The 26998-nt window shown below is 73.9% G+C and carries 20 protein-coding genes; 7 read left to right on the top strand and 13 right to left on the bottom strand.

Features of this window, described 5'->3' with window-relative positions:
* Window positions 1-13: 13 nt before the first annotated feature.
* The 4 genes from ACZ4MU_RS23225 to ACZ4MU_RS23210 form a co-directional block, all read right to left on the bottom strand.
* The gene (locus ACZ4MU_RS23225; protein WP_467879645.1) at window positions 14-1003 is read right to left on the bottom strand and encodes a malate dehydrogenase; all 990 of its coding nucleotides are present in this window, start codon (window positions 1001-1003) and stop codon (window positions 14-16) included.
* 229 nt (window positions 1004-1232) lie between these two features.
* Entirely contained in the window at window positions 1233-2243 is a 1011-nt protein-coding gene (locus ACZ4MU_RS23220; protein ID WP_467879643.1) for a helix-turn-helix domain-containing protein, read from the bottom strand.
* Window positions 2244-2604: 361 nt separating this feature from the next.
* Window positions 2605-3108: a DUF3017 domain-containing protein gene (locus ACZ4MU_RS23215; protein WP_467879641.1), complete on the bottom strand. Its 504-nt coding sequence runs from the start codon at window positions 3106-3108 to the stop codon at window positions 2605-2607.
* Window positions 3109-3132: 24 nt separating this feature from the next.
* Window positions 3133-3993 (bottom strand): bifunctional methylenetetrahydrofolate dehydrogenase/methenyltetrahydrofolate cyclohydrolase, encoded by an 861-nt coding sequence (locus ACZ4MU_RS23210; protein ID WP_467879639.1) that lies wholly within the window; start codon window positions 3991-3993, stop codon window positions 3133-3135.
* A gap of 206 nt (window positions 3994-4199) precedes the next feature.
* Between ACZ4MU_RS23210 and ACZ4MU_RS23205 the strand changes: the two genes are divergently transcribed.
* Window positions 4200-4826 carry a hypothetical protein gene (locus tag ACZ4MU_RS23205; RefSeq protein WP_467879636.1) on the top strand — a complete coding sequence of 209 codons (627 nt, stop codon included), beginning with the start codon at window positions 4200-4202 and terminating at the stop codon, window positions 4824-4826.
* An 84-nt stretch (window positions 4827-4910) separates the two neighbouring features.
* On the opposite strand, the gene purH is transcribed toward ACZ4MU_RS23205, so the two are convergent.
* Window positions 4911-6467: a bifunctional phosphoribosylaminoimidazolecarboxamide formyltransferase/IMP cyclohydrolase gene (gene purH / locus ACZ4MU_RS23200; RefSeq protein ID WP_467879634.1), complete on the bottom strand. Its 1557-nt coding sequence runs from the start codon at window positions 6465-6467 to the stop codon at window positions 4911-4913.
* On the bottom strand, window positions 6464-7099 hold the full coding sequence (gene purN / locus ACZ4MU_RS23195) for a phosphoribosylglycinamide formyltransferase (protein WP_467879631.1): 636 nt from the start codon (window positions 7097-7099) through the stop codon (window positions 6464-6466). The genes purH and purN overlap by 4 nt, the downstream gene beginning before the upstream one ends.
* A 1074-nt stretch (window positions 7100-8173) precedes the next feature.
* Here purN and ACZ4MU_RS23190 point away from each other — a divergent pair.
* Window positions 8174-8527 (top strand): hypothetical protein, encoded by a 354-nt coding sequence (locus ACZ4MU_RS23190; protein ID WP_467879629.1) that lies wholly within the window; start codon window positions 8174-8176, stop codon window positions 8525-8527.
* A 350-nt stretch (window positions 8528-8877) separates the two neighbouring features.
* On the opposite strand, the gene ACZ4MU_RS23185 is transcribed toward ACZ4MU_RS23190, so the two are convergent.
* Window positions 8878-10710, bottom strand: a complete 1833-nt coding sequence (locus tag ACZ4MU_RS23185) for a cell division protein PerM (RefSeq protein WP_467879626.1) — start codon at window positions 10708-10710, stop codon at window positions 8878-8880.
* Between the two features lie 152 nt (window positions 10711-10862).
* Here ACZ4MU_RS23185 and ACZ4MU_RS23180 point away from each other — a divergent pair, with 152 nt between their 5' ends.
* Window positions 10863-12491 carry a SigE family RNA polymerase sigma factor gene (locus tag ACZ4MU_RS23180; protein ID WP_467879623.1) on the top strand — a complete coding sequence of 543 codons (1629 nt, stop codon included), beginning with the start codon at window positions 10863-10865 and terminating at the stop codon, window positions 12489-12491.
* A 154-nt stretch (window positions 12492-12645) separates the two neighbouring features.
* Here the strand turns inward: ACZ4MU_RS23180 and sucD are convergent, their stop codons facing one another.
* From sucD to ACZ4MU_RS23155, 5 genes are all read right to left on the bottom strand, one after another.
* Window positions 12646-13530, bottom strand: coding sequence for a succinate--CoA ligase subunit alpha (gene sucD, locus ACZ4MU_RS23175; RefSeq protein ID WP_382793164.1), 885 nt, complete (start codon window positions 13528-13530; stop codon window positions 12646-12648).
* Window positions 13531-13551: 21 nt separating this feature from the next.
* Complete coding sequence (gene sucC / locus ACZ4MU_RS23170) at window positions 13552-14730, bottom strand: ADP-forming succinate--CoA ligase subunit beta (RefSeq protein WP_467879620.1); 1179 nt, start codon at window positions 14728-14730, stop codon at window positions 13552-13554.
* Window positions 14731-14935: 205 nt separating this feature from the next.
* Window positions 14936-16051 (bottom strand): VWA domain-containing protein, encoded by a 1116-nt coding sequence (locus ACZ4MU_RS23165; RefSeq protein ID WP_467879849.1) that lies wholly within the window; start codon window positions 16049-16051, stop codon window positions 14936-14938.
* A gap of 68 nt (window positions 16052-16119) precedes the next feature.
* The gene (locus ACZ4MU_RS23160) at window positions 16120-18528 is read right to left on the bottom strand and encodes a DUF5682 family protein (RefSeq protein ID WP_467879617.1); all 2409 of its coding nucleotides are present in this window, start codon (window positions 18526-18528) and stop codon (window positions 16120-16122) included.
* Window positions 18525-19661 (bottom strand): ATP-binding protein, encoded by a 1137-nt coding sequence (locus ACZ4MU_RS23155; protein ID WP_467879615.1) that lies wholly within the window; start codon window positions 19659-19661, stop codon window positions 18525-18527. The genes ACZ4MU_RS23160 and ACZ4MU_RS23155 overlap by 4 nt, the downstream gene beginning before the upstream one ends.
* A gap of 139 nt (window positions 19662-19800) precedes the next feature.
* On the opposite strand from ACZ4MU_RS23155, the gene ACZ4MU_RS23150 reads away from it, so the two are divergent.
* Window positions 19801-21159, top strand: coding sequence for an SWIM zinc finger family protein (locus tag ACZ4MU_RS23150; RefSeq protein ID WP_467879613.1), 1359 nt, complete (start codon window positions 19801-19803; stop codon window positions 21157-21159).
* Between the two features lie 125 nt (window positions 21160-21284).
* Complete coding sequence (locus ACZ4MU_RS23145; RefSeq protein ID WP_467879611.1) at window positions 21285-22901, top strand: DUF5691 domain-containing protein; 1617 nt, start codon at window positions 21285-21287, stop codon at window positions 22899-22901.
* Between the two features lie 605 nt (window positions 22902-23506).
* On the opposite strand, the gene ACZ4MU_RS23140 is transcribed toward ACZ4MU_RS23145, so the two are convergent.
* Window positions 23507-23920, bottom strand: a complete 414-nt coding sequence (locus ACZ4MU_RS23140) for a cobalamin B12-binding domain-containing protein (RefSeq protein WP_467879608.1) — start codon at window positions 23918-23920, stop codon at window positions 23507-23509.
* 281 nt (window positions 23921-24201) lie between these two features.
* Here ACZ4MU_RS23140 and ACZ4MU_RS23135 point away from each other — a divergent pair, with 281 nt between their 5' ends.
* Together ACZ4MU_RS23135 and ACZ4MU_RS23130 are read left to right on the top strand one after the other, a co-directional pair.
* Window positions 24202-25176, top strand: a complete 975-nt coding sequence (locus ACZ4MU_RS23135) for an alpha/beta hydrolase (RefSeq protein WP_467879606.1) — start codon at window positions 24202-24204, stop codon at window positions 25174-25176.
* A gap of 256 nt (window positions 25177-25432) precedes the next feature.
* Window positions 25433-26953, top strand: a complete 1521-nt coding sequence (locus ACZ4MU_RS23130; RefSeq protein WP_467879603.1) for a M23 family metallopeptidase — start codon at window positions 25433-25435, stop codon at window positions 26951-26953.
* Window positions 26954-26998: the final 45 nt, after the last annotated feature.

Here is a 26998-nt window from a genome sequence, read left to right as displayed (position 1 = left end):
GGCTCGGGTGGTGCTAGATGAGGCCGAGCTCGCGCACGGCGTCGCGCTCTTCCTTGAGCTCCTGCATCGAGGCGTCGATGCGGGCGCGCGAGAAGTCGTTGATCTCCAGGCCCTGGACGATCTCGTACGTGCCGTTCTTCACGGTGACCGGGAAGGACGAGATGAGGCCCTCGGGGACGCCGTAGGAGCCGTCCGACGGGATGCCCATGGAGGTCCAGTCGCCCTCGGCGGTGCCGTTGACCCACGTGTACACGTGGTCGATGGCGGCGTTGGCGGCGGAGGCGGCCGAGGAGGCGCCACGGGCCTCGATGATCGCGGCGCCGCGCTTGGCGACGGTCGGGATGAAGGTGTCGGCCAGCCACGCCTCGTCGTTCACCAGCTCGGCGGCGTTCTTGCCGGCGATCTCGGCGTGGAAGACGTCCGGGTACTGGGTGGCCGAGTGGTTGCCCCAGATGGTCAGGCGCTTGATGTCCGAGACGGCCGCGCCGGTCTTCTTCGCGAGCTGCGAGATGGCCCGGTTGTGGTCCAGACGGGTCATCGCGGTGAAGCGCTCGGCCGGGACGTCCGGGGCCGCCGCCTGGGCGATCAGGGCGTTGGTGTTGGCCGGGTTGCCGACGACGAGGACCTTGATGTCGTCCGCGGCGTTGTCGTTGATGGCCTTGCCCTGCGGCTTGAAGATGCCGCCGTTGGCGGAGAGCAGGTCACCGCGCTCCATGCCCTTGGTGCGCGGGCGGGCGCCGACGAGCAGCGCCACGTTGGCGCCGTCGAACGCGACGTTCGGGTCGTCGGTGATCTCGATGCCGCGCAGCAGCGGGAAGGCGCAGTCGTCGAGCTCCATGGCGGTGCCCTCGGCGGCCTTCAGGCCCTGCGGGATCTCCAGCAGACGGAGGTTGACCGGCACGTCCGCGCCGAGCAGGTGACCGGAGGCGATACGGAAGAGCAGCGCGTAGCCGATCTGTCCGGCCGCGCCGGTGACGGTGACATTCACGGGAGTGCGGGTCATGGCGATCTCCGTTTAGAACAGCAGGTGGTGGGGGTTGTGCCCCCTAGTTCCGGCTGTCTCCTCACGTCAAGGCCCGGCTCGGGGAGCGGCTCGTCCCGCGGGTCTCCCGAACTGAATCTTGACGTGAAGAGACATCCAGCGGTCAGGCTATCCGACCCCGGCCCTCCCGAACCCCCGCCCCCCTGTGGGACGCCTCACCCGGTGGCCCGTCCGGGCCGCCGGGGCACGTTCACCGTGCGGCGGTGCAGCCCTTGCGGCCCGAGGCGAGGGTCGCGCACGCCTGGGCCGATCCGGGGCCGTCGGCCGCGAGCATCGGGGTGTACGCCTCCTTGTCCGCGTCCACCGTCCCGGTCCCGCCGACCGTTGCGCCCGAACCGATCCGCACCTCGTCGCCGGGCGCGGCCTGCTGGATACGGGCCCAGGCGGCCTGGCAGGCCGGGCTGTAGCGGACCTGGACCAGGGCGGTGCCGACCTTCGTGGACGCCACCGTCTTCGCGAACGCGCCGCCGCACCCCATCGCTTCCGGGTCCTGTCCGGTGCAGCTGTCGCGGACGCACTTCACTCCCGCGGGCAGGGAGGGCGCCGCGGTGGTGGGGGTGGCCGAGGGGGCCGGGGAGGCCTTGTCCTCGCCGCCGCTCCCCACTCCGGTGAGCAGGACGACCGCGGCAATGACGAGCAGGACGCCCACGACACCGGCCGCGATCAGGGCGGGCCGCCGCCGGCCCGGTCCTGGCCCGTCCCCTCCGCCCGGGGCCCGCCCGGGGCCCTGCGGCGGCACGCCCGGGCCCGCGCCCGGACCGGCCCCCGGGGCGCCGGGGCCAAAGGGGCGGGGCGTGGTGGGCAGCGGCTCGGCGGTGCGCTGGAGGGCCGGGGTCTGCGGTCCGCCGCCGGGCGGCGGCCCGAACTCACCGAGAGCCGCACGCGCCTGGGATATCCGGATCTGCTCCATCGTCATGTCGTGGCGCATCTCGGCGCGGCTCCAGGCGCGCTCCGCGAGCTCCCACATGGTGGTCAGATGGAGGGGATCTGCCCCGGTGGCCTCGGCGAGCGCGACGACGGCGCCCTTGGGCGCGAGCAGCCGTCCGCCCAGATACCGCTCCCAGGAGGTCTTGCTGTAGCCGGTGCGGTCGGCGACCGCCGCCAGGCTCAGTCCGCTGCGGTCGACCAGTCTGCGCAGCTGGCCGGCGAACTCCCTCACCTGCGGGTCGAGTTCCTCCGGCAGCGCCTTCCAGCGAGGCATGTGCTTCCCCCTTGTCCCCCCATGTGTGCCCGATGTGCCCCCGAGGCCCGATGCCGCCCCCGGCACACCCTTGGCCCTGTTCCGCCCCCATCCTCCCATCGGCGGAGGGTGCCGTCACCAAGGCCCCCACCGCCCGGGAAGGCTGTTGCCCGACGCGCACACAGTTGCGGAACGGTCACCTCCGCGCCACAGGCCTCCGGCTTCCCTTGTAGCCGCCTTGGCGCGTCCATGACTCTTACATCCACGGGGGACAGACGGCGCCCGTCGTCCCACGGGGGAGAGGACGGGCGCCGTTCTGTTTTACCGGGTGTCCCGTCTGGTTACGGGAGGTTCCGTCTGCTTACGGGACGTTCCGGGCGGGTCAGCGCACGGTGAAGCGGACCGCGTCCTCCAGGAACGGGATCTCCAGCCAGGGCCTGGGCTGCGCCACCAGGGCGAGCAGCACGATCAGGACGCCCAGCGAGCCGTACGTGGCGATGTCGGTGAAGCGCGAACGCACCGCCAGCATCCCCACCGACGGCAGCAGCCAGCGCAGCGCCGCGCCCGCCAGCAGAGCACAGCCGATGATGATCAGCCCGGCCCGGAAGAGGTCGAGCGAGACGAGCAGCAGCCCGAGCCCCGTGGACCCCAGCACGCTCAGCAGCGGCCACTGGCGCGCGGGCGCGGGCGAGGCCCCGGAGGCCGCCCGCCCACCGCCCTCGGGCCGCGCGGTGTACCGCGTGACCGAGGGGAACCGCCGGGAGGGTTTGCGGGGGGCGGGGGCGGCCACCACCCCGTCGGGGGACGGCTGGGCGCCGCTCACCGGCGGCCCGGCGGGGTCGTTCCCGCCGGCGCCGCCGTCTGCCGTACTCGTGTCGGCGTCCATGCCTCGGTCCCTTTCCGGTTCCGGTCAGCTCGCGGACGCGCCGCGCTCCGCCGCCTCGACGACGTTGACCAGCAGCTGGGCGCGGGTCATCGGGCCGACGCCGCCCGGGTTGGGCGAGATCCAGCCCGCCACCTCGGCGACGCCGGGGTGCACGTCGCCCAGGATCCTGCCGTTCTCGTCACGGCTGACGCCGACGTCGAGGACGGCCGCGCCCGGCTTGACGTCCTCGGGCTTGACCAGGTGCGGCACCCCGGCGGCGGCCACGATGATGTCGGCGCGGCGCAGATGGGCGGCGAGGTCACGGGTGCCGGTGTGGCACTGCGTCACCGTCGCGTTCTCCGAGCGGCGGGTCAGCAGCAGCGGCATCGGGCGCCCGATGGTGACCCCGCGGCCGACCACCACGACCTCGGCGCCGTTGATCTCCACGCCGTGCTCGCGCAGCAGCTGGATGATCCCGTACGGCGTGCAGGGCAGCGGGCCCGGCTCGTTGAGCACCAGACGGCCGAGGTTGGTGGGGTGCAGTCCGTCCGCGTCCTTCGCCGGGTCCATCAGCGTCAGGATGCGGTTCTCGTCGATGCCCTTGGGCAGCGGGAGTTGGACGATGTAGCCGGTGCACTCCGGGTCCTCGTTCAGCTCCCGGACGACCGCCTCGATCTCCTCCTGCGTGGCGGTGGCGGGCAGTTCGCGCTGGATGGAGGCGATGCCCACCTGGGCGCAGTCGCGGTGCTTGCCCGCCACGTACTTCTGGCTGGCGGCGTCCTCACCGACCAGGACGGTGCCGAGACCGGGGTGGATCCCCTTCTCCTTCAGGGCCGCCACGCGGACGGCCAGATCGGACTTGATCGCTGCGGCGGTGGCCTTGCCATCGAGAATCTGGGCGGTCATGTTTCCCATTCTTCCAGGGCGACCGATGATCGCCCAAGTTGCACTTGCACAACACATCCAGCTTCCGGCTGGACAAACATATGCCTCGTTGAGAACGATGATCCGTGCAGTACCGCGGGCAGTGCCGGGGGGCGAACCGCTCACACATCATCTTTCCTCCGCTCGGGCCGCGTCGTCCCCGCACGGAACAACGGAGGAACCCCGCCATGAGCTTCGGCGACCCGAACAACCCCTACGGCCAGCCGCCCCCGCCGCCGCAGAGCCCGCCGGGCTACGGCTACCCGGCCGCCCCGCAGGGCCCTCCGCAGCAGCAGCCGTACGGCTACCCGCAGCAGCCCGCGTACCCGGGTTACCCCGGCGGCATGGTGATGCCCCCGCAGATGCCGGGCCTGATGCAGACCGCCCGCGTCCTCTTGTTCATCGTGGGCGCGGTCCAGGTGCTCAGCGGCCTGGCGTGGCTGTTCTTCGCCGCGGTGGCGGACGACGCGTCGGACAAGACGGACGACACCTTCGGCGACAACTTCGCCTCGGACTTCGGCCACGCCGCCGCAGGCGTCATGGTCCTCATCGCCCTGGTCGCCCTCGGCCTGGCCGCCCTGTCGATCACGCTCGGCGCACGGCTCTCGCGCGGTCGCCAGGGCGTCCGCATCACGACGATGGTCTACGGCATCCTGGGCGCCCTGGTCGGCATCCTCATCCTGGCCACCGCGGCCGACGCCGGCAGCTCCAGCGCGCTGGTCATCGCCCTGCTGTGGCTGGCCTTCGGCGGCATCATGGCGGCGGCCATGATGACCCGCGACGGCGCGGCCTGGTTCAACCGCCCGCGTTACTGACGCACGCGCACCGAGGGCCGCACTCCGCATACGGGGTGCGGCCCTCGGCATGTGCGCCCTCGGGCCGCTCGGGGACGGCGCCACTCAGTGGAAGAAGTGCCGCGTACCGGTGAAGTACATCGTGACGCCCGCCTTCTTCGCGGCCTCCACGACGAGCTCGTCCCGCACCGAACCGCCCGGCTGCACGACCGCCTTCACGCCCGCGGCGGTCAGGATCTCCAGCCCGTCCGGGAACGGGAAGAACGCGTCGGAGGCGGCGTAGGAGCCCCGCGCCCGCTCCTGGCCCGCCCGTTCCACCGCGAGCTTTGCGGAGTCGACCCGGTTGACCTGGCCCATCCCGACACCCACCGAGGCCCCGTCCTTCGCGAGCAGGATTGCGTTGGACTTCACGGCCCGGCACGCCTTCCAGGCGAACGCGAGCTCCTTGAGCTCCTCCGCGGAGAGCGCCTCACCGGTGGCCAGCGTCCAGTTCGCCGGGTCGTCGCCCTCGGCCTGGAACACGTCCGTCTGCTGGAGCACGGCGCCGCCCGAGACCGGCTTGAGGTCGCCGGGCTGGTGCGGGGTGCCGTCGACCTTGAGGACGCGGATGTTCTTCTTGCGCGCCAGGACCTCCAGCGCGCCCTCCTCGTACCCCGGGGCCGCGATGACCTCGGTGAAGATCTCCGCGACCTGCTCGGCCATGGCGACCGTCACCGGGCGGTTGACCGCGATGACACCGCCGAAGGCGGACAGCGGGTCGCACTCGTGGGCCTTGCGGTGGGCGGTGGCCAGATCGGCGTCGACCGCGATGCCGCACGGGTTGGCGTGCTTGATGATCGCGACGCAGGGCTCGTCGTGGTCGTAGGCGGCCCGGCGGGCGGCCTCGGTGTCCACGTAGTTGTTGAAGGACATCTCCTTGCCGTGCAGCTGCTCGGCGTTGGCGATGCCGCCCGGCTGCCCGTCGGTGTAGAGCGCGGCGGCCTGGTGCGGGTTCTCGCCGTAGCGCAGGGCGGCCTTGCGCTCCCAGGTGCCGCCGAGGAAGCCGGGCAGCGCCGCGCCCTCCTCGGGCGCGTACACATTGGTCATCCAGGAGGCCACGGCCACGTCGTACGCGGCGGTGTGCTGGAACGCCTCGGCGGCCAGGTGCTTGCGGGCCTCCAGGTCGAAGCCGCCGCTCTCGACGGCCGCGAGCACGTCCGCGTACCGCTCGGGGCTGGTGACCACGGCCACCGACGGGTGGTTCTTGGCGGCGGCGCGGACCATCGAGGGCCCGCCGATGTCGATCTGCTCGACGCACTCGTCGGCGGAGGCGCCCGAGGCGACGGTCTCCTTGAACGGGTACAGATTGACCACGACGAGCTGGAACGGCTCGACGCCGAGCTCCGCCAGCTGCTCGCGGTGCGCGTCGAGACGCAGGTCGGCGAGGATGCCGGCGTGGACGCGCGGGTGCAGCGTCTTGACCCGGCCGTCCAGGCACTCGGGGAAGCCGGTCAGCTCCTCCACCTTGGTGACCGGCACCCCGGCGGCCGCGATGCGCCCGGCCGTCGAGCCGGTGGAGACGAGCTCGACCCCGGCCGCGTGCAGACCCCGCGCCAGCTCCTCCAGCCCACTCTTGTCATAGACGCTGACCAGCGCGCGACGGATCTCCCGCTTGCTACTCACGGCAACAGAACCTTTCGTCCCTCAATGCGATAGCCGTCGCGGGCCAGCCGCCCCACGACGTCGACGAGCAGCCTTCGCTCGACTTCCTTGATGCGCTCGTGGAGCGCGTCCTCCGTGTCGTCCCCCCGGACCTCGACCACACCCTGGGCGATGATCGGGCCGGTGTCGACGCCGTCGTCGACGAAGTGGACGGTGCATCCGGTGACCTTGGCGCCGTACGCGAGAGCGTCACGGACGCCGTGGGCGCCGGGAAAACTGGGCAGCAGGGCGGGGTGGGTGTTGACGGTCCGCCCGCCGAACCGGGCGAGGAAGTGCTTCCCCACGATCTTCATGAACCCCGCGGAGACGACGAGGTCCGGCTCGTACGCCGCGATGGCCTCGGCGAGCGCCAGGTCCCAGCCGTCGCGGGTCGGGTAGTCCTTCACCCGGCAGACAAAAGTGGGCAGACCGGCCTTCTCGGCCCGCTCCAGCCCCACGATGCCGCCCCGGTCGGCCCCGACCGCGACGATCCGCGCCCCGTACCCCTCGGGGTCGGCGGCGATGGCGTCGAGCAGCGCTTGGAGGTTCGTACCGGATCCGGAGACCAGCACGACGAGGCGCGCGGGCGCGGCGGAGGGGGGCGGGGAGGCCACGGCTGGGCCCTTTCTCGCGTGCGGGGTGCGGGGTGAGGCGTGGTGGGCGGGTCTGTGCCGGTGCGTGCGGTCCGCCCCGCCGGACGGGGCCGGGCGCCCGGTCGGACTCCGCCCGCGACGCACCTTTGTACGGTCGTACGAACGAGTCGTCCCCCTCGATACGGGGAACCCTACGAATGCGCCGACCGTCAGCAACGATACCGGCACACCGAACCGCCCCCACGGGACGGGGGCAGGCCCGGCAGGTAGCGTCTGGGGAGGCGCGGTCCGCGGACCGCGCCACGACGACGACATGAGCACGGACATGAGCACGGGCCGGAGTCGCGTCGCGTGTCCGGCCGGACCCCCGCACGGGCGGGCGGCCCGGCCGGACACGCGACGCGACTCCACCTGAATGCTCGACGAATGCGACCCCCTTGGCGAGGGGTCCGAGGGGAAGACGTTCACCAGATGCCGGACCGACGCGACCAGCCGTTCGCAGAACGCCAGTCCCCCGCGACGACGGATTCGTCGGGATTCGATTCATCGGGACCCGATTCGTCGGGACCCGATTCGTCGGGGTCGACGGAATCCGCGACGCGGTCGCGGGAGGGGGGAGCCGAGAGGGCGGGGGCGGGTGCCGACCCGGGGGCGGGTGCCGATCGGGGTACGGGTACGGAGGGTGGTGCAGGTACGGACCCGGGCGCAGGTAAGGACGCTGGTACAGGTACAGGTACAGGTACGGACCCCGGTACCGGCACAGGCCCGGGTACAGGTACGGGCGGGGGCCCGGGGCGGGCGCCGGAGGACGGCGGCCGGGACCGGGCGCCGTCCGACGACAACCCGTTCGCACCGCCGCCGGAGGGCCGCCCCGACCAGCCGTGGCGGCCGCGCCGTCCGGCAGAAGGCGGCTCGCCCTGGGGCAGCCAGTGGAGCAGCCGCCAGCCGGGTCCGGGCCAGGGAGGTTTCGGCAACCGGCCGGAGGACCCGGAGCGCGGCTCGGGCCCCGGCCAGAATCCGCCGCCGGGCCCCGCCCTGCGCTGGGACCCCACGGATCCGGCCCAGCGCCGTGCGCGCTACGCGCTGCTCTCGGGCATGTGGGCGTTCTTCTTCGCCCTGTTCGACATGCCCGAGATCGCACTGCTGCTGGGCTCGCTGGCGCTGTACTGGGCGATCAGCTCCCTGCGTGCCAAGCCGAAGCCGCCCGAGACCCCCGCCTCGACTCCGACTCCGCCCGCGCCCCCCGCGAAGCCGCAGACGACGGCGGCGGTGACGGGCCTGGTGACGGCGATCCTGTCCCTGTCGATCGTGGCGGCGACGTTCACCATGCAGATCGTGTACCGCGACTACTACACGTGCGTGGACGACGCCCTGACGAAGACGGGCTCTTTGTCGTGCAACGACATGCTGCCGAAGCCGCTGCGGCCGGTGTTCGGGGTCGAGGAGTAGGGCGGCCCCTTGGGCGGGCGGGGGCGCCGACGGCGGTCGGGTGATGACGGGGGGGTGGGGCACCCCGACGCCGTTGCCGGGGTGCGCGGGTAGGTCCAAGCCGGCCTACGGGGGCAAGCCACGACGAGAGGCCCGGGCCGCCCCAACCCGACCGCGCGAACGGACGGGCGAGTGGAACCGGTGCCGCGACAGCTGGGCCGCAGACGCCGACGCCGGCTGAACGGGCGGGCGGGCGGGACGGGTACCGCGACCACCGGGCCGCAGACGCCGACGACGAATAGGCCACCTCCAGAGGCCCGGGCGCACCAACCCCGCCGAACGGGCGGGCGGGTGGGCGGGGCCGGGGGTGGCTAGTGCGGCCCGGACCCCTCCCCCGAGCCTCCATCCCCCTGCGGCTCCCACCCCGCACCCCCGGCCGGGGCCGCACCCACATCCGGCTCAGCCACACCCGCACCCCCGGCCGGACCCGCCTCCACACCCGGCTCAGCCACCCCCGCACCCCCGGCCCGGGCCACCCCCGCACCCCCAACCGCCCCCGCCGCGATCTCCGGCATCAACCCCCCGGACGCCTCCCGCAACGCCGCCCACCGCGCCTCCCGCGCCCCGCTCTCGTGCCACGCCCCCGACCCCGCCGCCCCCGTCGGCAGGAAGTCGTACGGCTCGTACTCACCGCGATCCAGCACCTCGCCCCCGACCCGGACCCCGGCCCCCGGACGCCGCCACCACACCAGCCGCGCCCACCACCGCACCCCGCCCGCAGACCGCCGCCACCGGAAGACCCGCGACCACGCCCTCCCCCGGTCCCGCTCCGCAGGAACACGCGCCCCCGACACCCCGGCCCGCACGGGCAGCCCGTCCGGAACGGCGGACGGCACCGCCTCCGGCACCTCCGGCTCCGCCGGCACCCTTCCCCACCACCACCGCATCACCAGCGCCGCAGGCACCCCCACCCCCGCCGTCCACCCGAGTGCCGCCCCGCCCGCGCGCCACCACACCGGCCCCAGCACCGCCAGCCGCGCCGTACCGAGCGGGCCACCCGAGAGCGCGGACAGGAGCGCGAACGCAGCCCCGCACACCACCGCCCCGTACAGCGCGGCCAGCGCCGTCTCCCCGCGCCGCCACGCCTCCTCCCCACCCGTCGCCCGCCGCGCCGTCCACCAGCCGACCGCCACCCCGCCCAGCACCGGCAGCGCCGCCGCCGACCACGTCAGCCAGCTGCCGCGCGGCTCCTCGGGCAGGGCGCTCAGCAGGGGGAAGTGCGGCACCGCCGGTGTCCCCGTCACCCCGAACGGTGTCACCACCGCGCCCGCCCCGAGCAGGAACCCAGGCCCCAGCCCGTACGCCGCCCCCCACACCGCCGCGTTCGGCAGCAGCGCCAGCGCCAGCAGCACCACCGCCAGCCGCCCCGGCCAGTCCTCCGCCAGCCGCAGGAACGTGTCCTGGGCCGTACCGATGTGCCACACCAGCGCCGTCCCCGCGAGCAGCGCCCCGCCCGCCAGCAGCACAGCGGTCCCGGCCGACCCGGCTCGTACAGCCGTATGCACATGACGACCCACCAGCACCCGCCCCACCGCGTCTGGCACCCGGCGCGGCAGCGAAACGCGCGGACGGCCGTACGCGGTCCAGAGTCCGGCCGCCACCGCCCCCGACACCACCAGCAGCAGATGCAGTACGGCGCTGAAGGGCGCGGCGGGCAGCGGGCCGTCGGACGCGTACAGCAGCGCCGCCCCGCCCACCAGCAGATATCCGCCGGTCACCGCCGCGAAGGCGGTCCAGGGCGGCGGCAGCACCACCGACTCGTCGCCCTCCTCCGCCCCGTCTGCGTACTCCTGTTCGTCCCCGTACGCCGGCACGTCCCGCGCCGCCCGGTGCGCCAACCACACCGGCAGCCCGACCAGCAGCAGCGGCACGATCCCCACCGGCGCGGGCACCCCGCTGAGCGTGTCCGGTCTGACGAGCTGTGCCCCATGGGCGAGCAGCCACAGCGAGGCGGCCGCGCGCAACGCGCCGCCGGGCCCGCTGTCGGGGTACGGCGAGCTGATCCACACCACCGTCACCAGCACGGAGAGCGCGCCCAGGCCCAGCCCCGCCGCCATCACCCCGCGCAGCACGCAGGTGGCCAGCACGGACGAGCGGCCCTGGGCCGTCGGCACCATCAGGCCGCGATCGGTCACTTGTGTCACGCCGCCATGCTGCCAACGACACGCGCTTTATCCGCGTAACGGGAAAATGCCCGCCGTGTCGCCCAATATACGTTTATGTACTTTTCCGCTCGGGGTAAGGCTGCGGGCGGTACGGCCGTCTCGGCCTTCGCGGGGAGTCCAGGGAGCCCTTCATGACAGAGCGCACGTCCGACACCGGTGCCGCCATGTCGTCGCCGCCCCTGCCGACCCCGGAGGAACGGTCCGCCACGGGCTCCGGCGGGGCCCCGGCGCCGCACGCCGACGCCTCCTCACGGGGTGAGGGCGCGCAGGGTGGCGCCGACCCCGGTGCCGATACCGGTACGGGGCCGGGCGCCCCGGCCGTCCGGGGGAAAGCCGGGGTGTCCCTCAAACGCCACAGCACCCGCCGTCCCCGTGCCGCCGCGAAGCGCGCCGCCAAGCCCCCGGCCTCGGCCCCGATCCCGGTCCGCCACGATCCGGCCCACGATCCGGCCCATTCCCATGGCCCCGCCCCGGCGCCGTTCCCCTCACCGGCCGGCGAGGCCCCGCTCCCCGCCGAACGCGCGGGCGGGAAGCCCCGGGTCACGCTGTCCAAGGGCCCGGCCCCCGAAGGCCGGCTCAAGGGAGCCCCGGCCTCCGCAGCCCCGGCCGCCCCTTCCGGCACGGCGGCGGCTGCGGCCCCCGGCCTCGGCGGCCCCGGCACGGACGTCGGCCCCGGCCCCGGCACGGGTGTCGGCGCGGGCGTCGGTCCCGGCACCAGCACGGACGTCGGCGCGAACGCAGACGTGGCTCCCCGCCCCGGCACGGGTGTGACGGATGCAGGCGCGGGCCCCGGCACGGACGTCGTCGCGGGTCCCGGCGCGGACGTAGTCGCGGATCCTGGCGCGGACATCGGGACGGACCCCGACCCGGGCCCGGACGCCGACGCCGACGCCGACCCCGATCCCGGCCCCCCCGGCCACCCCCACCCCTTCTTCGACACCGCCGGCGAAGCCTTCGACGCCCTCTATGCCGCCCTCGCCACCCCGCTCGCCCACCAGACGTACCTGCTCACCGGGCGTCGGCGGCTGGCCAAGGAGGCCGTCGAGCGTGCCTTCCACCTCGCCTGGCAGCACTGGCCCGAGGTCGCGACCGACCCGGACCCGGGCGGCTGGGTACGGGCCGCCGCACACGAGTACGCTCTCTCCCCCTGGCACCGGTTCCGCCCCTCGCACCGCCGCCCCGACCGGCCCCCGGCCGACCGCGGGCTCCGCAGGCTGCTGCGCTCGTTCCTCGAACTGCCGCCCGCCTACCGCCGCACCCTCCTGCTCTACGACGGCCTCGGCCTCGATCTGCCCGAGACCGCCGCCGAGACCCAGGCCAGCACCCCGGCCGCCGCGAACCGGCTGCTGCACGCCCGCGAGGCCGTCGCCTTCCGCGTGCCGGAGCTCGCCGCGGCCGCGACCCCAGAGGCACTGTCCGCGCTGCTGCGCCAGCGCCTCGGCGACCTGGTCCACGCTCAGACGCACGGCGTCGTGAAGCTGCCCGGGCCCCGGCGCGTACGCACGGGTGGTGAGCGCCGCATCCGGGTCTGGACGCGCGCCGCCGTCAGCCTGACCGCCGTCATCGTGGGCGCGACCGCCTTCACGCTCTCCACCGCGCCCACCCGCTACATCCCGCCGGTCTCCCCGGGCCAGCGCATCAGCAACGTACCGCTCAACAGCGGCCCGCAGCGGCAGGGCGAGGAGGACGTGGAGCTCCACCGCAAGCTGCTCGACGAGCCCGTGCACGGCCCCGAACGGCTGGTCCCGGAGGTCCGCTGACCGGCGCGCGACGCACCGGACCCGCGCGCGGCGCACTGAACCCGCGTGCGACGTCGAACGCGCGTGGGCCCGCACCCCCTGTCGGTGATTTCCGAGGGGGTACGGGCCCACGCGCGTGCAGACGTACGGACCAGCCGTACGGGTGACCGGGAGGTCAGCCGGCGAGGATCTCGCGCGCCAGCTTGGCCGTCTCGGTCGGCGTCTTGCCGACCTTGACGCCCGCGGCCTCCAGGGCCTCCTTCTTGGCGGCGGCCGTGCCGGAGGAGCCGGAGACGATGGCGCCGGCGTGGCCCATGGTCTTGCCCTCGGGCGCGGTGAAGCCCGCGACGTAGCCGACGACCGGCTTGGTCACGTTGGCCTTGATGAAGTCGGCCGCGCGCTCCTCGGCGTCGCCGCCGATCTCACCGATCATGACGATCAGATCGGTGTCGGGGTCGGCCTCGAACGCGGCGAGCGCGTCGATGTGCGTCGTACCGATGACCGGGTCGCCACCGATGCCGACGGCGGACGAGAAGCCGATGTCACGGAGCTCGTACATCATCTGGTACGTCAGCGTGCCGGACTTCGACACCAAGCCGATACGGCCCGGCTTGGTGATGTCGCCCGGGATGATGCCGGCGTTGGACTGGCCCGGCGTGATCAGACCGGGGCAGTTCGGGCCGATGATGCGGGTCTTGTTGCCCTTGGCCTTCGCGTACGCCCAGAAGGCGGCGGAGTCGTGGACCGCGATGCCCTCGGTGATCACCACGGCGAGCGGGATCTCGGCGTCGATCGCCTCGACCACGGCGGCCTTGGCGAACGCCGGCGGCACGAAGAGGACGGACACGTTGGCGCCGGTCTTCTCCATCGCCTCGGCGACCGTGCCGAAGACCGGGATCTCGTTGCCGTCGATGTCGACGGACGTACCGGCCTTGCGCGGGTTCACACCGCCGACGATGTTGGTGCCGTCCGCGAGCATGAGCTTGGTGTGCTTCATGCCCGTGGCACCGGTCATGCCCTGGACGATGACCTTGCTGTCCTTGTTGAGGAAGATAGCCATGGCTGTGGTTTCCCTCGTCCCTTACTTCGCGGCCGCGAGCTCGGCGGCCTTGTCGGCCGCGCCGTCCATGGTGTCCACACGCTGGACCAGCGGGTGGTTCGCGTCCGACAGGATCTTGCGACCCAGCTCCGCGTTGTTGCCGTCGAGACGCACGACCAGCGGCTTGGTGACCTCTTCGCCCTTGTCGGCGAGGAGCTTCAGCGCCTGGACGATGCCGTTGGCGACCTCGTCGCAGGCGGTGATGCCACCGAAGACGTTGACGAACACGGACTTGACGTCCGCGTCGCCGAGGATGATCTCCAGGCCATTCGCCATCACCTGGGCGGACGCGCCGCCGCCGATGTCGAGGAAGTTGGCCGGCTTCACGCCGCCGTGGTTCTCACCGGCGTACGCGACGACGTCCAGGGTGCTCATGACGAGCCCGGCGCCGTTGCCGATGATGCCGACCTCGCCGTCGAGCTTGACGTAGTTGAGGCCCTTGGCCTTGGCAGCGGCCTCGAGGGGGTTGGCCGCGGCCTTGTCCTCCAGCGCCTCGTGCTCCGGCTGGCGGAACTCGGCGTTCTCGTCCAGGGACACCTTGCCGTCGAGGGCGAGGATGTCACCGGAGGCGACCTTGGCCAGCGGGTTGACCTCGACGAGGAGCGCGTCCTCGGCGACGAAGGTCTCCCACAGGGTCACCATGACCTCGGCGACCTTCTCGGCGACCTCGGCCGGGAACTTCGCCTGGGCGACGATCTCGCGGGCCTTCTCGATGGTCACACCCTCGTTGGAGTCGACCGGGACCTTCGCGAGGGCCTCGGGGGTCTTCTCCGCGACCTCCTCGATGTCCATGCCGCCCTGGACCGAGGCCATGGCCAGGAAGGTCCGGTTGGTGCGGTCGAGGAGGTACGAGACGTAGTACTCCTCAAGGATCTCGGGAGCGGTCTCGGCGATCATCACCTTGTGGACCGTGTGGCCCTTGATGTCCATGCCGAGGATGTCCGTCGCACGGGCGACGGCCTCGTCCGGGGTCGCCGCCAGCTTCACGCCGCCGGCCTTGCCACGGCCACCCACCTTCACCTGCGCCTTGACGACGGACTTGCCGCCCAGCCGCTCGGTCGCCTCGCGGGCTGCCTCAGGCGTGTCGATCACTTCACCGGCCAGCACCGGTACACCGTGCTTGGCGAAGAGGTCCCTCGCCTGGTACTCGAACAGGTCCACGCGCGTCCGTCCCTTTTCAGTGGTCTCGCGGTTCGTTTTCTGCGTGGGCGTGCCGCGAAGGGCAACGTGACGGCGCTGTCACTGAGGGAGGCGTACACGGTGGCCGGGTACGCGGCATGTCCGTCTCGCAGGTTATCCCCGCCAGAGCGAGCTCCCTAAATCGCAGATCACACCGGAGCGGTGATACCTGTCACAGATCACCTGCTCACAGCGTGTCAGGTATCGGCAGGGCCCGCTTCTCGACGGCCGCCGCCATGATCTCCGGGAAGAGGTCGGGGGTGCAGGCGAAGGCGGGCGCGCCCAGGGCCGCCAGGGCCGCCGCGTGCTCGTGGTCGTAGGCCGGGGCTCCTTCGTCGGAGAGCGCGAGCAGGGCCACGAACTGCACTCCGGACGCCTTCATCGCGGCCACCCGCTTGAGCATCTCGTCGCGGATCCCTCCCTCGTAAAGATCACTGATCAGTACGACGACGGTGTCCGCGGGACGGGTGATCCGCGACTGGCAGTAGGCGAGGGCCCGGTTGATGTCGGTGCCGCCGCCCAGCCGGGTGCCGAACAGCACGTCCACCGGGTCGTCGAGCTGGTCGGTGAGGTCGACGACGGCCGTGTCGAAGACGACGAGGCGGGTGGCGAGCGCGCGCATGGAGGCGAGGACGGCGCCGAAGACCGAGGCGTAGACGACGGAGGCGGCCATCGAGCCGGACTGGTCGATGCAGAGGATGACGTCCTTCTTGACGGACTGGGCGGCCCGTCCGTAACCGATCAGGCGGTCCGGGACGACCGTGCCGTACTCGGGCAGGTAGTTCTTCAGGTTCGCCCGGATGGTGCGGTCCCAGTCGATGTCCCGGTGGCGGGGGCGGCTGATCCGTGCCGAACGGTCCAGGGCGCCCGTCAGCGTCGCCCGCGTCCGCGTCGCGAGCCGCTTCTCCAGGTCCTCGACGACCTTGCGGACGACCGTGCGGGCCGTCTCCCTGGTGGTCTCCGGCATCGCCTTGTTGAGCGAGAGCAGCGTGCCCACCAGGTGCACGTCCGCCTCGACGGCCTGGAGCATCTCCGGCTCCAGGAGCAGCGCGGAGAGCCCGAGCCGGTCGATGGCGTCGCGCTGCATGACCTGGACGACGGAGCTGGGGAAGTACGTACGGATGTCGCCCAGCCAGCGGGCCACGCTCGGGGCGGAGGCACCGAGCCCCGCGCCCCGGTCCTTGGAGGCGCCCTGGCCTCCGGAGGCGCCGTAGAGCGCGGAGAGGGCGCCGTCCATCGCGGCGTCGCGCCCGGCGAGCGCGTGGCCCGTCCCCTCGGCACCCTGCTCCCCGCCGAGCACCATCCGCCAGCGGCGCAGCCGCTCGCCGGAGGCCGTGTCGGGGTGTGCGGTGTCTGTCGCCCGGCCTGTGCTCACGTCGCCGCTCCTGCCATCTGGTCCCGGTCGGACTGCCGCGGGTGTGTGCCGGGGGCGTGGGCGCCGCCGAGGAGCAGCCGCAGCAGCGGCTCCACGGCGTCGGCGCGCTCCTGGTCGAGCCCGGGCCCGAAGCCGGGGACCGTGGCACCGGCTGCCGGGCCGGGGGCGCCGGGGCCGCGCCGGACGAGCTCGCCGAGGGTGCGGCGCACGCCCGGTTCGTACGCCGAGAAGGTGCGGCGCAGCAGCGGCAGCACGTCCGTGAAGGCGTCGGCCGGGACGCCGGTCAGCCAGGTGTCGACCAGGGCGAGCAGCCGCTCGTCGTGGACGAGGAGCATTCCGCCGCCCGACGCGCCCCCGACGAATCCCTCGATCCAGGCGGCGGCCTCGCCGGGCGGGGTCCCCACGGAGAGCGCCAGGCCCATGTGGCGCTCCACCTCGGTGTCCTGAAGCCGTCCGTCGTCCAGGAGCAGCCGCACGGCGCGGCCCCGGATCTCCCCCGCCACCGGGTCGCGCCCGGCCAGCCGGGCCAGGACCGACGCCCAGCGGTCCCGCAGCGTGACCGGCCCGCCGGGGGCCTGCGGGAGGAGGGCCATGGCGGTGTGGACGTCGTCGATCCGGCGGCGCATCTCGGTGGCGGCGTCCGCGTCCAGGCCGGTGCAGGCGGGCGGCAGTCCGACGCAGATCCGCTCGGCGAGCCCGGCTGCGACCTCCCCGAGCCCGGCCGTCCCGGTGCCCCGGACGTCTCCGTACCGCAGTGTCCGGGCCAGGGCGGGCAGCGCCTGGGCGAGGTGGGCGACGTCGGTGTCCAGCGCGGCCCGGTCGGCGAGCGCGCGCATCACCACCGGGAGCGCGTCGGAGAGCTCGGCGAGCAGACACCGCTCGGCCAGCGCGGTGATCTCCCCCAGCGCCGTCGCCCCGGCGGCCTCCGCCTCGGCCCGGGCGGTGGCGGCGGCCAGGACCGTGGTGCCCCACACCCCGGCCTCGGCCACCCGCACCGACAGCTCGGGCTCCCAGCGCAGCCGCCAGCTCTCCCGGAACGTGCCGGTACTGCCCCGGGACACCGACTGCTCGCCCCAGCCGATGCCGAGGAGGCCCAGCCGGTGCAGCAGCCGGCTGCGCGCGGCGTCGGTCTCCTTGCGCAGGTCCAGCTCAAGCTCCCGCTCCAGCGCCTCCGGCTTGAGCCGCAGGGTGCGCTGGGCGCGGGTGAGGTCGCGCTGGAGCGGAACGGCCGGGGCGGCGTCCGGGACCTCGCCGAGCACATCGCCGACGACGAGGCGGTCCTGGACGAGGGCGAGCGGCACGTCGGAGCCCTCGCACATCACCGCCCGCACCGCGTCGGTCGTCTCGGTCAGGCCCGGCAGCGGGCGCCCGCGCATCGCGGCCAGGGTCCCGGCGAGCCGCACCGCCTCGATGACGTGCGCGGACGAGACCTGCCGGTCCTCCTCGCGCAACAGCCCGGCGACCTTGGTCATCCAGCGCTCTACGGGCCGGTCGGGGGCCGAGAACAGATGCCCGTACCAGCCGGGCGAGTCGATGCCCGCGCCGTAGCCGCTGTGCCGGGCGAGGCGGCGGTGGGTCCAGGGCACCCAGGTCAGCTCGGCCTTCACCTTCGGCAGGCCCTTGAGCAGCGCCCGGTCGGCGGCGACGGTGGTGCGGGCGGCGAGCGCGGGCACGTGCCAGGCGCCGCACACCACCGCGACCTCGTCGCCGAACTCGCGCCGCGCGGCGCGCAGTCGCTGACGCATATACGCCTCGCGCACCAGGTCGCGCGCGTGACCGCCGTCCCCGTACGCCTCGCGCAGCGCCGTCATCGCCTCGCCCAGAACGGCGAACGGGCCGTACGGGTCGGCTGCCCGGGTGCCGTCGCGGTGCTCCACGACGTCCTCCCACCAGGCTTCCGGGTCGTCGTATCCGGCGGTTCCGGCGAGCACACCGATCGGGTCGATCCGCAGGGCGGGCTCGGCGGGGGCGTCTTCCGGACCCGCGTCCGCCCCGGGCCCGCTGCCGGTCGCGTCGAGCGGTTCCGTCTCCGGGCCCGTCTCGCCCAGGGCCAGCGAGTGGGACGCCGGGAGGTCGATGAAGCGGACCTCCGCGCCCTCCTCCAGGGCCCAGCGCAGGGCCACCCACTCCGGTGAGAACGCGGCCATCGGCCAGAAGGCGGCGCGGCGCGGATCGTCCACCACATGCGCGAGCAGGGCGACCGGTGGCCGCATGTCCGGGTCGGCGGCGAGCGCGAGCAGTCCGTCGGCCTCGGGCGGGCCCTCGATCAGCACGGCCCGGGGCCGCGCCGCCTCAAGGGCCGCCCGGACCGCTCGCGCCGAGCCGGGGCCGTGGTGGCGCACACCGAGCAGCCAGGGGCCCGGCGGCGGTGCCGCGCCGGGCGCCGCCGGGGGCAGGCCGGTCATGCCGACACCTCCCGGCAGGCGCGGTAGAAGTCCTTCCAGCCGTCGCGCTCGCGCACCACCGTTTCCAGGTACTCCTGCCAGATGACGCGGTCCGCCGCCGGGTCGCGGACGACCGCGCCGAGGATGCCCGCCGCCACGTCACCGGAGCGCAGCACGCCGTCGCCGAAGTGCGCGGCCAGCGCGAGCCCGCCGGTCACCACCGAGATCGCCTCGGCCGTGGAGAGCGTCCCCGAGGGGGACTTGAGCTTGGTGCGGCCGTCACCCGTCACCCCGTCGCGCAGCTCGCGGAAGACGGTGACGACACGGCGGATCTCGTCCATGCCCTCGGGGGCGGCGGGCAGGTCCAGCGAGCGGCCGAGCTGGTCGACGCGGCGCGAGACGATGTCGACCTCCTCCTCGGCGGTCGCCGGAAGGGGCAGCACCACCGTGTTGAAGCGGCGGCGCAGCGCGCTCGACAGCTCGTTGACGCCCCGGTCCCGGTCGTTGGCCGTGGCGATGAGGTTGAAGCCGCGCACCGCCTGCGTCTCCTGGCCCAACTCCGGGATGGGCAGGGTCTTCTCCGACAGGATCGTGATCAGGGTGTCCTGCACGTCGGCCGGGATACGGGTCAGCTCCTCGACCCGGGCCGTCATCCCCTCGGCCATGGCCCGCATGATGGGGCTGGGCACCAGGGCGTCCCGGCTGGGGCCGTGCGCGAGCAGTTGCGCGTAGTTCCACCCGTACCGGATCGCCTCCTCCGGGGTGCCGGCCGTGCCCTGCACCAGCAGCGTGGAGTCGCCGCTGACGGCGGCGGCGAGATGTTCGGACACCCACGTCTTGGCGGTGCCGGGGACGCCGAGCAGCAGCAGCGCGCGGTCGGTGGCGAGGGTGGTGACGGCGACCTCGACGATGCGGCGCGGGCCCACGTACTTCGGCGTGATCACCGTGCCGTCGGGCAGGGTGCCGCCGAGCAGATAGGTGGCGACGGCCCACGGCGAGAGCTGCCAGCGGGCGGGCCTCGGCCGGTCGTCGGCGGCCGCCAGTGCCTTGAGCTCCGCCGCGAACGCGTGCTCGGCGTGCGGCCGCAGGGCCTCGGCGGCTGCCGCCTCGACACCGCTCGCGGCTCCCGCGGAATGGGTTGCGGACACGGTCATGGATCCCCCTCCAGATCAGTCGACCCGATGTGACTCCACCGTGCACCACGCCACTGACAATCGGCCTCGGCGCGAGTGAAAGAGCAGGTCAACGTGGTGGCAGCGGTGATTGTCAGTGGGGGCGTCTACCTTCGAAACCATGAATCAGCAGGGGGTGCGCTGGACGGCGGATCAGGTGCTGGCCCTGGCTCCTGACGCCGCGTCACGCAAGGCGGGAAGCAGGCTGGGCACGGCCGGGCCGTGGTCGGAGAGCGGCTGCGACGACGTGAGCGTATGGGGCCTGTGCGAGGGCAGCGGCAGCAGGCCGTATCAGACGGTGGTCGACACGGGCGGGCTCGGATACAAGTGCAGTTGCCCCAGCCGGAAGTTTCCGTGCAAGCACGCGCTGGGACTGCTGCTGCTCTGGGCGGCGGACGAGCGGGCGGTGCCGGCCGTCGCGGACGGGGACGTGCCCGGGTGGGCCGAGGAGTGGCTGCGCGGCAGACGGGCGCGGGCGGAGAAGAAGGAGAGCGGGGCGGCGCCGGCCGAGGCGAGGACGGCCGATCCCGAGGCGGCCCGGCGCCGCGCGGAGAAGCGCGCCGAGCGGGTCACGGCCGGGGCGGGCGAGCTGGAGCAGCGCCTTGAGGACCTGCTGCGCGGCGGCCTGGCGGCCGCCGAGCGGCCGGGGTACGGCCTGTGGGAGGAGACGGCCGCCCGTATGGTCGACGCCCAGGCGCCGGGACTGGCCGGCCGGGTGCGGGAGTTGGGGGCGATACCGGGCTCCGGGCCGGGCTGGCCGGTGCGGCTCCTGGAGGAGTGCGCGCTGTTGCATCTGCTCGACCGCGCCTGGGTGGGCCGTGAGGCGCTGCCCGAGCCGCTGGCCGCGACGGTCCGTGCGCGGGTCGGGGTGCCGACGCCGCCGCAGGGGCCGCCGGTGCGGGACCTGTGGCAGGTCCTGGCGCAGTACGACACGGCCGATGCCAAGCTGACCACCCGCCGGATCTGGCTGCACGGCCGGGAGTCGGGCCGGGCGGCGATGGTGCTCGACTTCGGCGCGGCGGGCCGGGCTCCCGAGCTCGCCCTGCCGGTCGGCCTGGCGATCGACGCCGAGCTCACGCCGTATCCGGGAGGCGGGCAGGTGCGCGCCGCGCTGGGCGAGCGGTTCGGGGCGCCGGTCCCGGCGGCCGGACCACCGCCGGGCGGCACCACGGCCGAGGCGCTGGAGCGGTACGGACGGGCGCTGCGGGACGACCCGTGGCTGGACGCCTGGCCGGTGACGCTGAGCGGGGCGATACCGGTGCCGCCGGGCGAGGGCGGCGACGGGTGGCAACTCGCGGACGCGGACGGGGAGTCGGCGCTGCCGGTCGCTCCGGCGGCGGCCGACCGGGCGGGGCTGTGGAAGCTCGTCGCGCTGTCGGGCGGCGGCCCGGTGACGGTGTTCGGCGAGTGCGGCCACCGGGGCTTCGCGCCCCTGGCGGCGTGGGCGCCGGGCGAGGCGGAGGCGGTGCGGCTGAGGTGAGGGCGGTCGGGCGGCACGCACAGGGTCACGTACAGGGACAGACCCAGGGGCACGGACAGGAACATGTCCAGGAACACGGACCGGGTCACGTCCAAGGTCACGTACGAGGAGGGGAGGGCGCACGTATGCAGGGAGGGGAGGCCACCATGTCCGCTGCTGCCGGGGAGCGGGCCGGTTCCTGGGAGGAGCTGGTCACCACCGCGCTGCTCGGCACCGAGCGGCGGCCCGCCGCCGGGGAGCCGGCCGCACTGCTCGACGAGGCCGCGCGGCAGACCGTCCGCCGCCGGGCGGGCCTGCTGCCCGCGCCTGCGTCCGTACGGCCCGGGGAGGCGCCGCGGGACGACCGGCCGCCGCTGCCGCGGGCCGCGCGGCGGAGGCTGGGGCAACTGCTGGCGGACCGTTCGGCGTCGGCGCACTCCGGGGGGCGGCGCGGGGCGGCGCCGGATCTGGCGGAGCTGCTGCCGCAGTGGCTGGGCGCGGCGGCCGAGCGGGGGTTCCGGGCGCCGCCGGACCTGCTGCCCGCGCTGCTCGACGCGGCCCGGGCGCGTACGGACCTGCGGCCCCAGGCCCTCGCGTTCGCCGGGCCGCGCGGGATGTGGCTGGCCCGGCTGAACCCGGAGTGGCGGTTCGCGCTGCGCGGCGGGCCGGGGAGTGCGGCTCTGCCCGACGTCTCGGACGCCGGGGCGGTGCGCCGGCTCTGGGAGGAGGGGCTGTTCGCCGAGCGGGTGGCGCTGCTGGCGGCGGTACGGGCGTACGAGCCCGGCGCCGCGCGGGAGTTGCTCGCCGGGACATGGGCGGCCGAGCGGGCGGAGGACCGGCTGATGTTCCTCGACTCGCTGCGGACGGGGCTGTCCGGGGAGGACGAGCCGTTCCTGGAGCAGGCGCTCGCCGACCGCAGCCGCAACGTCCGGGCCACGGCCGCCGAGCTGCTGTCGGCGCTGCCCGCGTCCGCGCTGGCCGGGCGGATGGCGGCGCGGGCGGCGTCGTGCGTCGCGCTCGACCGGTCGGGGGACGGGGGCGGGGCGCGGATAGCGGTGGAGGCGCCGCACGAGTGCGATGCCGCGATGCAGCGGGACGGGGTGGCGCCCAAGCCGCCGACCGGGCGGGGGGAACGGTCGTGGTGGCTCGGCCAGTTGGTGGAGGCCGCGCCGCTGGGGAGCTGGCCGGGGCGGCTCGGGGGGCGTTCGGCGCGGGAGATCGTGGCGCTGCCGGTCGCCGACGACTGGGGGGACGAGCTGCACGCGGCGTGGTGCCGGGCGGCGGTGCGGCAGGGGGACGCGGAGTGGGCGCGGGCGCTCCTGGGCACCCCGTCCTCCCCGCCGGGCGGGAACGCGGGGACGGTGTCGCTGGCCGAGCGGGCCAAGCTGCTGTCGACGCTGCCGGAGGAGGAACGGGCGGAGTGGGTCGCCGCGTTCATAGCCGCGCACGGGCTGTCGGAGGCGTTCCAGCTGCTGGGGGTGTGTCTGGTGCCGTGGTCGGCGGGGCTGGGACGGGCCGTGGTGGACGCGCTGGAGATCGCGCGGGACGCGGGCAGCTATCCGTGGAGCTTCAGCGGGGTGATGGGGCTGGCGGAGCGGTGCCTCGACCCTGCGGAGGCGGGGAGGCTGGAGGGGCTGACGGCTGTACCGGCGGAGGAGGAGGGGGCTTCGCCGGGGGCGGGGGGGTATTGGGCTGAGGCGTTTCAGCGGTTGGTGGGGACGTTGGGGTTGCGGGGGGTGATGCTGGGGGAGCTGGGGGGTTGATCCGCCCCGTCCCCCGACAGCTCCTGCCTCCGGGCCCCGCCCCGGCCCCGGAGCGGGACCTGCGGCCCCGGCCCCCAGCGACCCGGGCCCACTTTCGTCTGCGGACCGTGGGTGGCTGGTCGCGCAGTTCCCCGCGCCCCTGAGCACCTGGGGGCGCGCGGAACTGTGCGCTCAGCCACAGAGAACCCGCAGTCAAAGCCAAGCCCTGAAGGGCCGCGAGGAACGGCGCGAGCACCCACCGACCCACCCGCAGACGACCACCAAGCCCTGAAGGCGTGCGGGGAACGGCGCGACCGGCCGTCCACCGGCCCGCAGACGAAGTCCCGCCCCGAAAGGGGCGCGGGGAACTGCGCGACCAACCCGCCACCGCCCCGCAGACAAACACCGGGCCGGACCCGACAGGGGCGCGCGGGGAACTGCGCGGCCGGCCGTCCACCGGCCCGCAGACGCAGTCCCGCCCCGAAAGGGGCGCGGGGAACCGCGCGACCAGCCCGCCACCGCCCCGCAGGCGAACTCCGGGCCCCCAATAAGGCCCCCACACGCTACGGAACACCAGCCCCCCGGCTGAGGGGTTTCGGGGAGGGGCGGGGTGGGGGCTGAACCGCCTACGCCCCGGCCCCCGCCCGTACATTCCCCCGCACCCACTCCACGATCGACGTCGTCGTAGCCCCGGGCGTGAAGATCTCGGCCACGCCGAGGGACTTCAGCGGAGCGATGTCCGCCTCGGGGATGATCCCGCCGCCGAAGACCTTGATGTCCTCCGCCTCGCGCTCCTTCAGGAGTTCGATGACCTTGGCGAACAGGGTGTTGTGGGCGCCGGAGAGGATGGAGAGGCCGATCGCGTCGGCGTCCTCCTGGATCGCCGTGTCGACGATCTGCTCGGGCGTCTGGTGCAGGCCGGTGTAGATGACCTCCATGCCCGCGTCGCGCAGCGCCCGTGCGATGACCTTGGCGCCCCGGTCGTGCCCGTCGAGCCCCGGCTTGGCCACCACCACGCGGATCGGACCGGTTACACCCATCACTGCCTCCACACGAGGTGAACAACCTGAAGTGAACGAACGTTATCTACAGCATCGCGCACCCCGCAGTTTCGCGGACGCCGGGGAGGGGGAAATCACACGGTGGGACATGTTCGTTCTGCGCCGCCGCACCCGATGGTCCGCCGCCCCGCGGTGTGACCGGTCGCGGCCGGCGCAAGGGGAGCCGCTCTGAAGACGCCGGACCGCCGTGCCGTCAGCCGCACGGCACGGTGGTCCGGCCCATGGCGTTCTGGAGGAGCGCGTTTTCACGGGGGCGCCCCATGAGGGCACACGGGGGACGGAGCTGTCCTCCCGGCGTGCCGTTGGGGAGGCCGTCCGTGCCGTTGTTTCCATGCCTCGCCCGGGTCTCCGCCGCGATGCTGCGCGCCACCGCACTCGACCTCGCCGTCCTCGCCGGCCATCTCCTCCTCTACCCCTCCGGGATGGCGGCCGAGCGCAGGGCGGCGGTCCCGGAAGGGGCCGCGCGGCTGCCCACCGCCGGGCGCGCCCGGCCGCCCGTCGTGCTGCTGCACGGCTTCATCGACAACCGCTCGGTCTTCGTCCTGCTGCGCCGCTCCCTGGCCCGGCACGGCTGGCGCCACCTCGAATCGCTCAACTACTCCCCGCTGACCTGCGACATCCGCACCGCCGCCGAGCTGCTCGGCCGCCATGTGGAGGAGATCCGCGCCCGCACCGGGCACCCCGAGGTGGACATCGTCGGGCACAGCCTCGGCGGGCTGATCGCCCGCTACTACGTCCAGCGCCTCGGCGGCGACGCGCACGTCCGTACGCTCGTCACGCTCGGCACCCCGCACTCCGGCACCCGCTCCGCGCACATCGTCAGCGCGCACCCGATCGTCCGCCAGATGTGTCCCGGCTCCGATGTCGTCGAGGAGTTGCGCGCGCCCGCGCCCGACTGCCGGACGCGGTTCGTCAGCTTCTGGAGCGACCTCGACACGGTGATGGTCCCGGTGGAGACCGCCCGTATCGACCACCCCGACCTGATCGTTCAGAACGTACGGGTGTCGGGCATCGGGCATCTGGCGCTGCCGGTCCACCCGGCCGTCGCGACCGGGATACGCCAGGCACTGACCGAGGCCGAGAAGGAAACGGAGACAGAAACAGAGACGGAAACGGAAACGGGGCTGAAGACGTGGACGGAGACTCAGACGCGGACTCGGCCTCAGACCAAGACCAACCCCGTGACCGTGACCGACAACAACGGGGGTTCGCGCGGCGCGTTCTCCGTCGCCTGACGCACGCGCGACGAGGCGGCGTCCCGTACCCCTCCCGCGCCCCCGCATTCTCGAACAACCGTCGAACGCAAGACCAAGCCTCTGCCCACGGCCCGCCGAAAGGCACCGATTGCCCGTTTCCTCATCCAATAAAACCTGCGGAAGATTGTCGCTGTCGCGTACCGCCGGGTACAGTCGCGCCACTGCTTCCCCCACCGGGAGCCCCTCCCCAGGGCCTCCGGACCCAGGTCCTGTTGCCGAGGCGAGAGAGAAGTTGGTGACTGACCAGCACGCCCACGCCGGGTACGCCGGGTACGACGGCCACTCCACGGCGGACGCCACCGGCGCCCTCGACACCGACCCGCTCTTCGGTGCCCTCCCCGGCGGTTACGACACAGGTCATACCGGCACGTACGACACGGGCCAGTGGAACGCCTACGGCGCGCAGCAGTACCAGCAGCAGACTTCGTACGACACCACCGGCCAGTGGACGATCCCGGGGCAGACGCCCGGGCCCGACGTCACGGGGCAGTGGGACGCCAACGCCTGGAACCAGGCTCAGCAGACCGGGCAGTTCGAGACCACCGCGTTCGCGTACGGCGCCGCCTACGACACGACCGGGCAGTGGACCGTGCCCGGCGCGGGGTACGCGGCGGGCGGGTACGAAGAGACCGGGACGTACAACACGGCCGCCTGGAACGTCGGCGTCGAGAGCATGGGCGGGCACGGCACCGCGCCCGCGCAGGCCGGCACCGGGCATGAGCAGGCGCACGAGCAAGCGCACGAGCAGGGCTCCGCGGACGAATACGGGAGCCGCTACGAGAGCGGTTACCAGAGCGAGCGGGGCGAGGCGCGGGCCGAGAGCACCGCCCAGTTCCCCGCGCTCGACCCACTCGACCGGTTCCCCGCGCCCGACCCGCTCGACCGGTTCCCCGCGCCCGACCTGGACGCCGACCTCCCCGAAACGCCGTCCGCCGAGGGGGAGCCGGGCGCCGATGACGCGGCCGATCCGCTCGTCGCGGTCGCCGCGCCCGGAACCGGGCGCCGTCCCGCGGGCAACCGCAGCCGCCGGCGCAGCCCGGCCAAGCGGTCCGCGCTGCTGACCGTCGCGGTGCCGTCCGCGTGCGTGATGGGCGTCGCCGGAGTCGCGGCCGCCTCGGTGAGCGGGCTCGGCGATGAGAGCAAGGACGCGAACACCGCGGTCACCGCCTCCGACCCGTCCTCGGTCAAGCCGGTCGCCGCCAACAGCAGGCTGGACACGCAGCTCGCCAACCTCAGCGCGGAGGCGGGTGACTTCGCCGACCGCGCCAGCCGCACGCAGGAACGTATCGACCTCAAGGCCCGCCAGGCCGCGGAGAAGCAGCGCAAGGCCGAGGCGGCCGCCCGCAAGGAGGCCGCGCGCCCCAAGTTCCTGCTGCCGGTCGAGCAGCGGGGACTGAGCGCCTACTACGGACAGGCGGGCGTCAACTGGATGTCGGTCCACACCGGCATCGACTTCCCCGTCTCGTACGGCACACCGGTGATGGCCGCGACGGACGGCACCATCCGTACGCAGTGGAACAGCGCCTACGGGAACATGGCCATAGTGACCGCCCCCGACGGCACCGAGACCTGGTACTGCCACCTGTCCAGCACCAAGCTGCGGTCGGGGCCGGTCAAGGCCGGTGACGTCATCGCGTACTCGGGCAACTCGGGCAACTCCACCGGTCCGCACCTGCACTTCGAGGTGCGTCCCGGTGGCGGGTCACCGCTGGACCCGCTGCCGTGGCTGCGCAGCCACGGGCTCGACCCGACCTAGGCACATCCGGCCACCCAGGCTCAGGCCGAGCCCGCTCACTCCACG

Source organism: Streptomyces sp. NPDC026377 (assembly GCF_055567715.1).
This window is presented reverse-complemented; position numbering and strand designations above follow the sequence as displayed.

Excerpts from the sequence above, each read along its gene's own strand:
- ACZ4MU_RS23225 (WP_467879645.1), bottom strand. The coding sequence starts at position 1,003 with ATGACCCGCACTCCCGTGAATGTCACCGTCACCGGCGCGGCCGGACAG.
- ACZ4MU_RS23220 (WP_467879643.1), bottom strand. The coding sequence starts at position 2,243 with ATGCCTCGCTGGAAGGCGCTGCCGGAGGAACTCGACCCGCAGGTGAGG.
- ACZ4MU_RS23215 (WP_467879641.1), bottom strand. The coding sequence starts at position 3,108 with ATGGACGCCGACACGAGTACGGCAGACGGCGGCGCCGGCGGGAACGAC.
- ACZ4MU_RS23210 (WP_467879639.1), bottom strand. The coding sequence starts at position 3,993 with ATGACCGCCCAGATTCTCGATGGCAAGGCCACCGCCGCAGCGATCAAG.
- ACZ4MU_RS23205 (WP_467879636.1), top strand. The coding sequence starts at position 4,200 with ATGAGCTTCGGCGACCCGAACAACCCCTACGGCCAGCCGCCCCCGCCG.
- ACZ4MU_RS23190 (WP_467879629.1), top strand. The coding sequence starts at position 8,174 with ATGTGGGCGTTCTTCTTCGCCCTGTTCGACATGCCCGAGATCGCACTG.
- ACZ4MU_RS23180 (WP_467879623.1), top strand. The coding sequence starts at position 10,863 with ATGACAGAGCGCACGTCCGACACCGGTGCCGCCATGTCGTCGCCGCCC.
- sucD (WP_382793164.1), bottom strand. The coding sequence starts at position 13,530 with ATGGCTATCTTCCTCAACAAGGACAGCAAGGTCATCGTCCAGGGCATG.
- ACZ4MU_RS23165 (WP_467879849.1), bottom strand. The coding sequence starts at position 16,051 with ATGGTGCTCGGCGGGGAGCAGGGTGCCGAGGGGACGGGCCACGCGCTC.
- ACZ4MU_RS23160 (WP_467879617.1), bottom strand. The coding sequence starts at position 18,528 with ATGACCGGCCTGCCCCCGGCGGCGCCCGGCGCGGCACCGCCGCCGGGC.
- ACZ4MU_RS23155 (WP_467879615.1), bottom strand. The coding sequence starts at position 19,661 with ATGACCGTGTCCGCAACCCATTCCGCGGGAGCCGCGAGCGGTGTCGAG.
- ACZ4MU_RS23150 (WP_467879613.1), top strand. The coding sequence starts at position 19,801 with ATGAATCAGCAGGGGGTGCGCTGGACGGCGGATCAGGTGCTGGCCCTG.
- ACZ4MU_RS23145 (WP_467879611.1), top strand. The coding sequence starts at position 21,285 with ATGCAGGGAGGGGAGGCCACCATGTCCGCTGCTGCCGGGGAGCGGGCC.
- ACZ4MU_RS23140 (WP_467879608.1), bottom strand. The coding sequence starts at position 23,920 with ATGGGTGTAACCGGTCCGATCCGCGTGGTGGTGGCCAAGCCGGGGCTC.
- ACZ4MU_RS23135 (WP_467879606.1), top strand. The coding sequence starts at position 24,202 with ATGAGGGCACACGGGGGACGGAGCTGTCCTCCCGGCGTGCCGTTGGGG.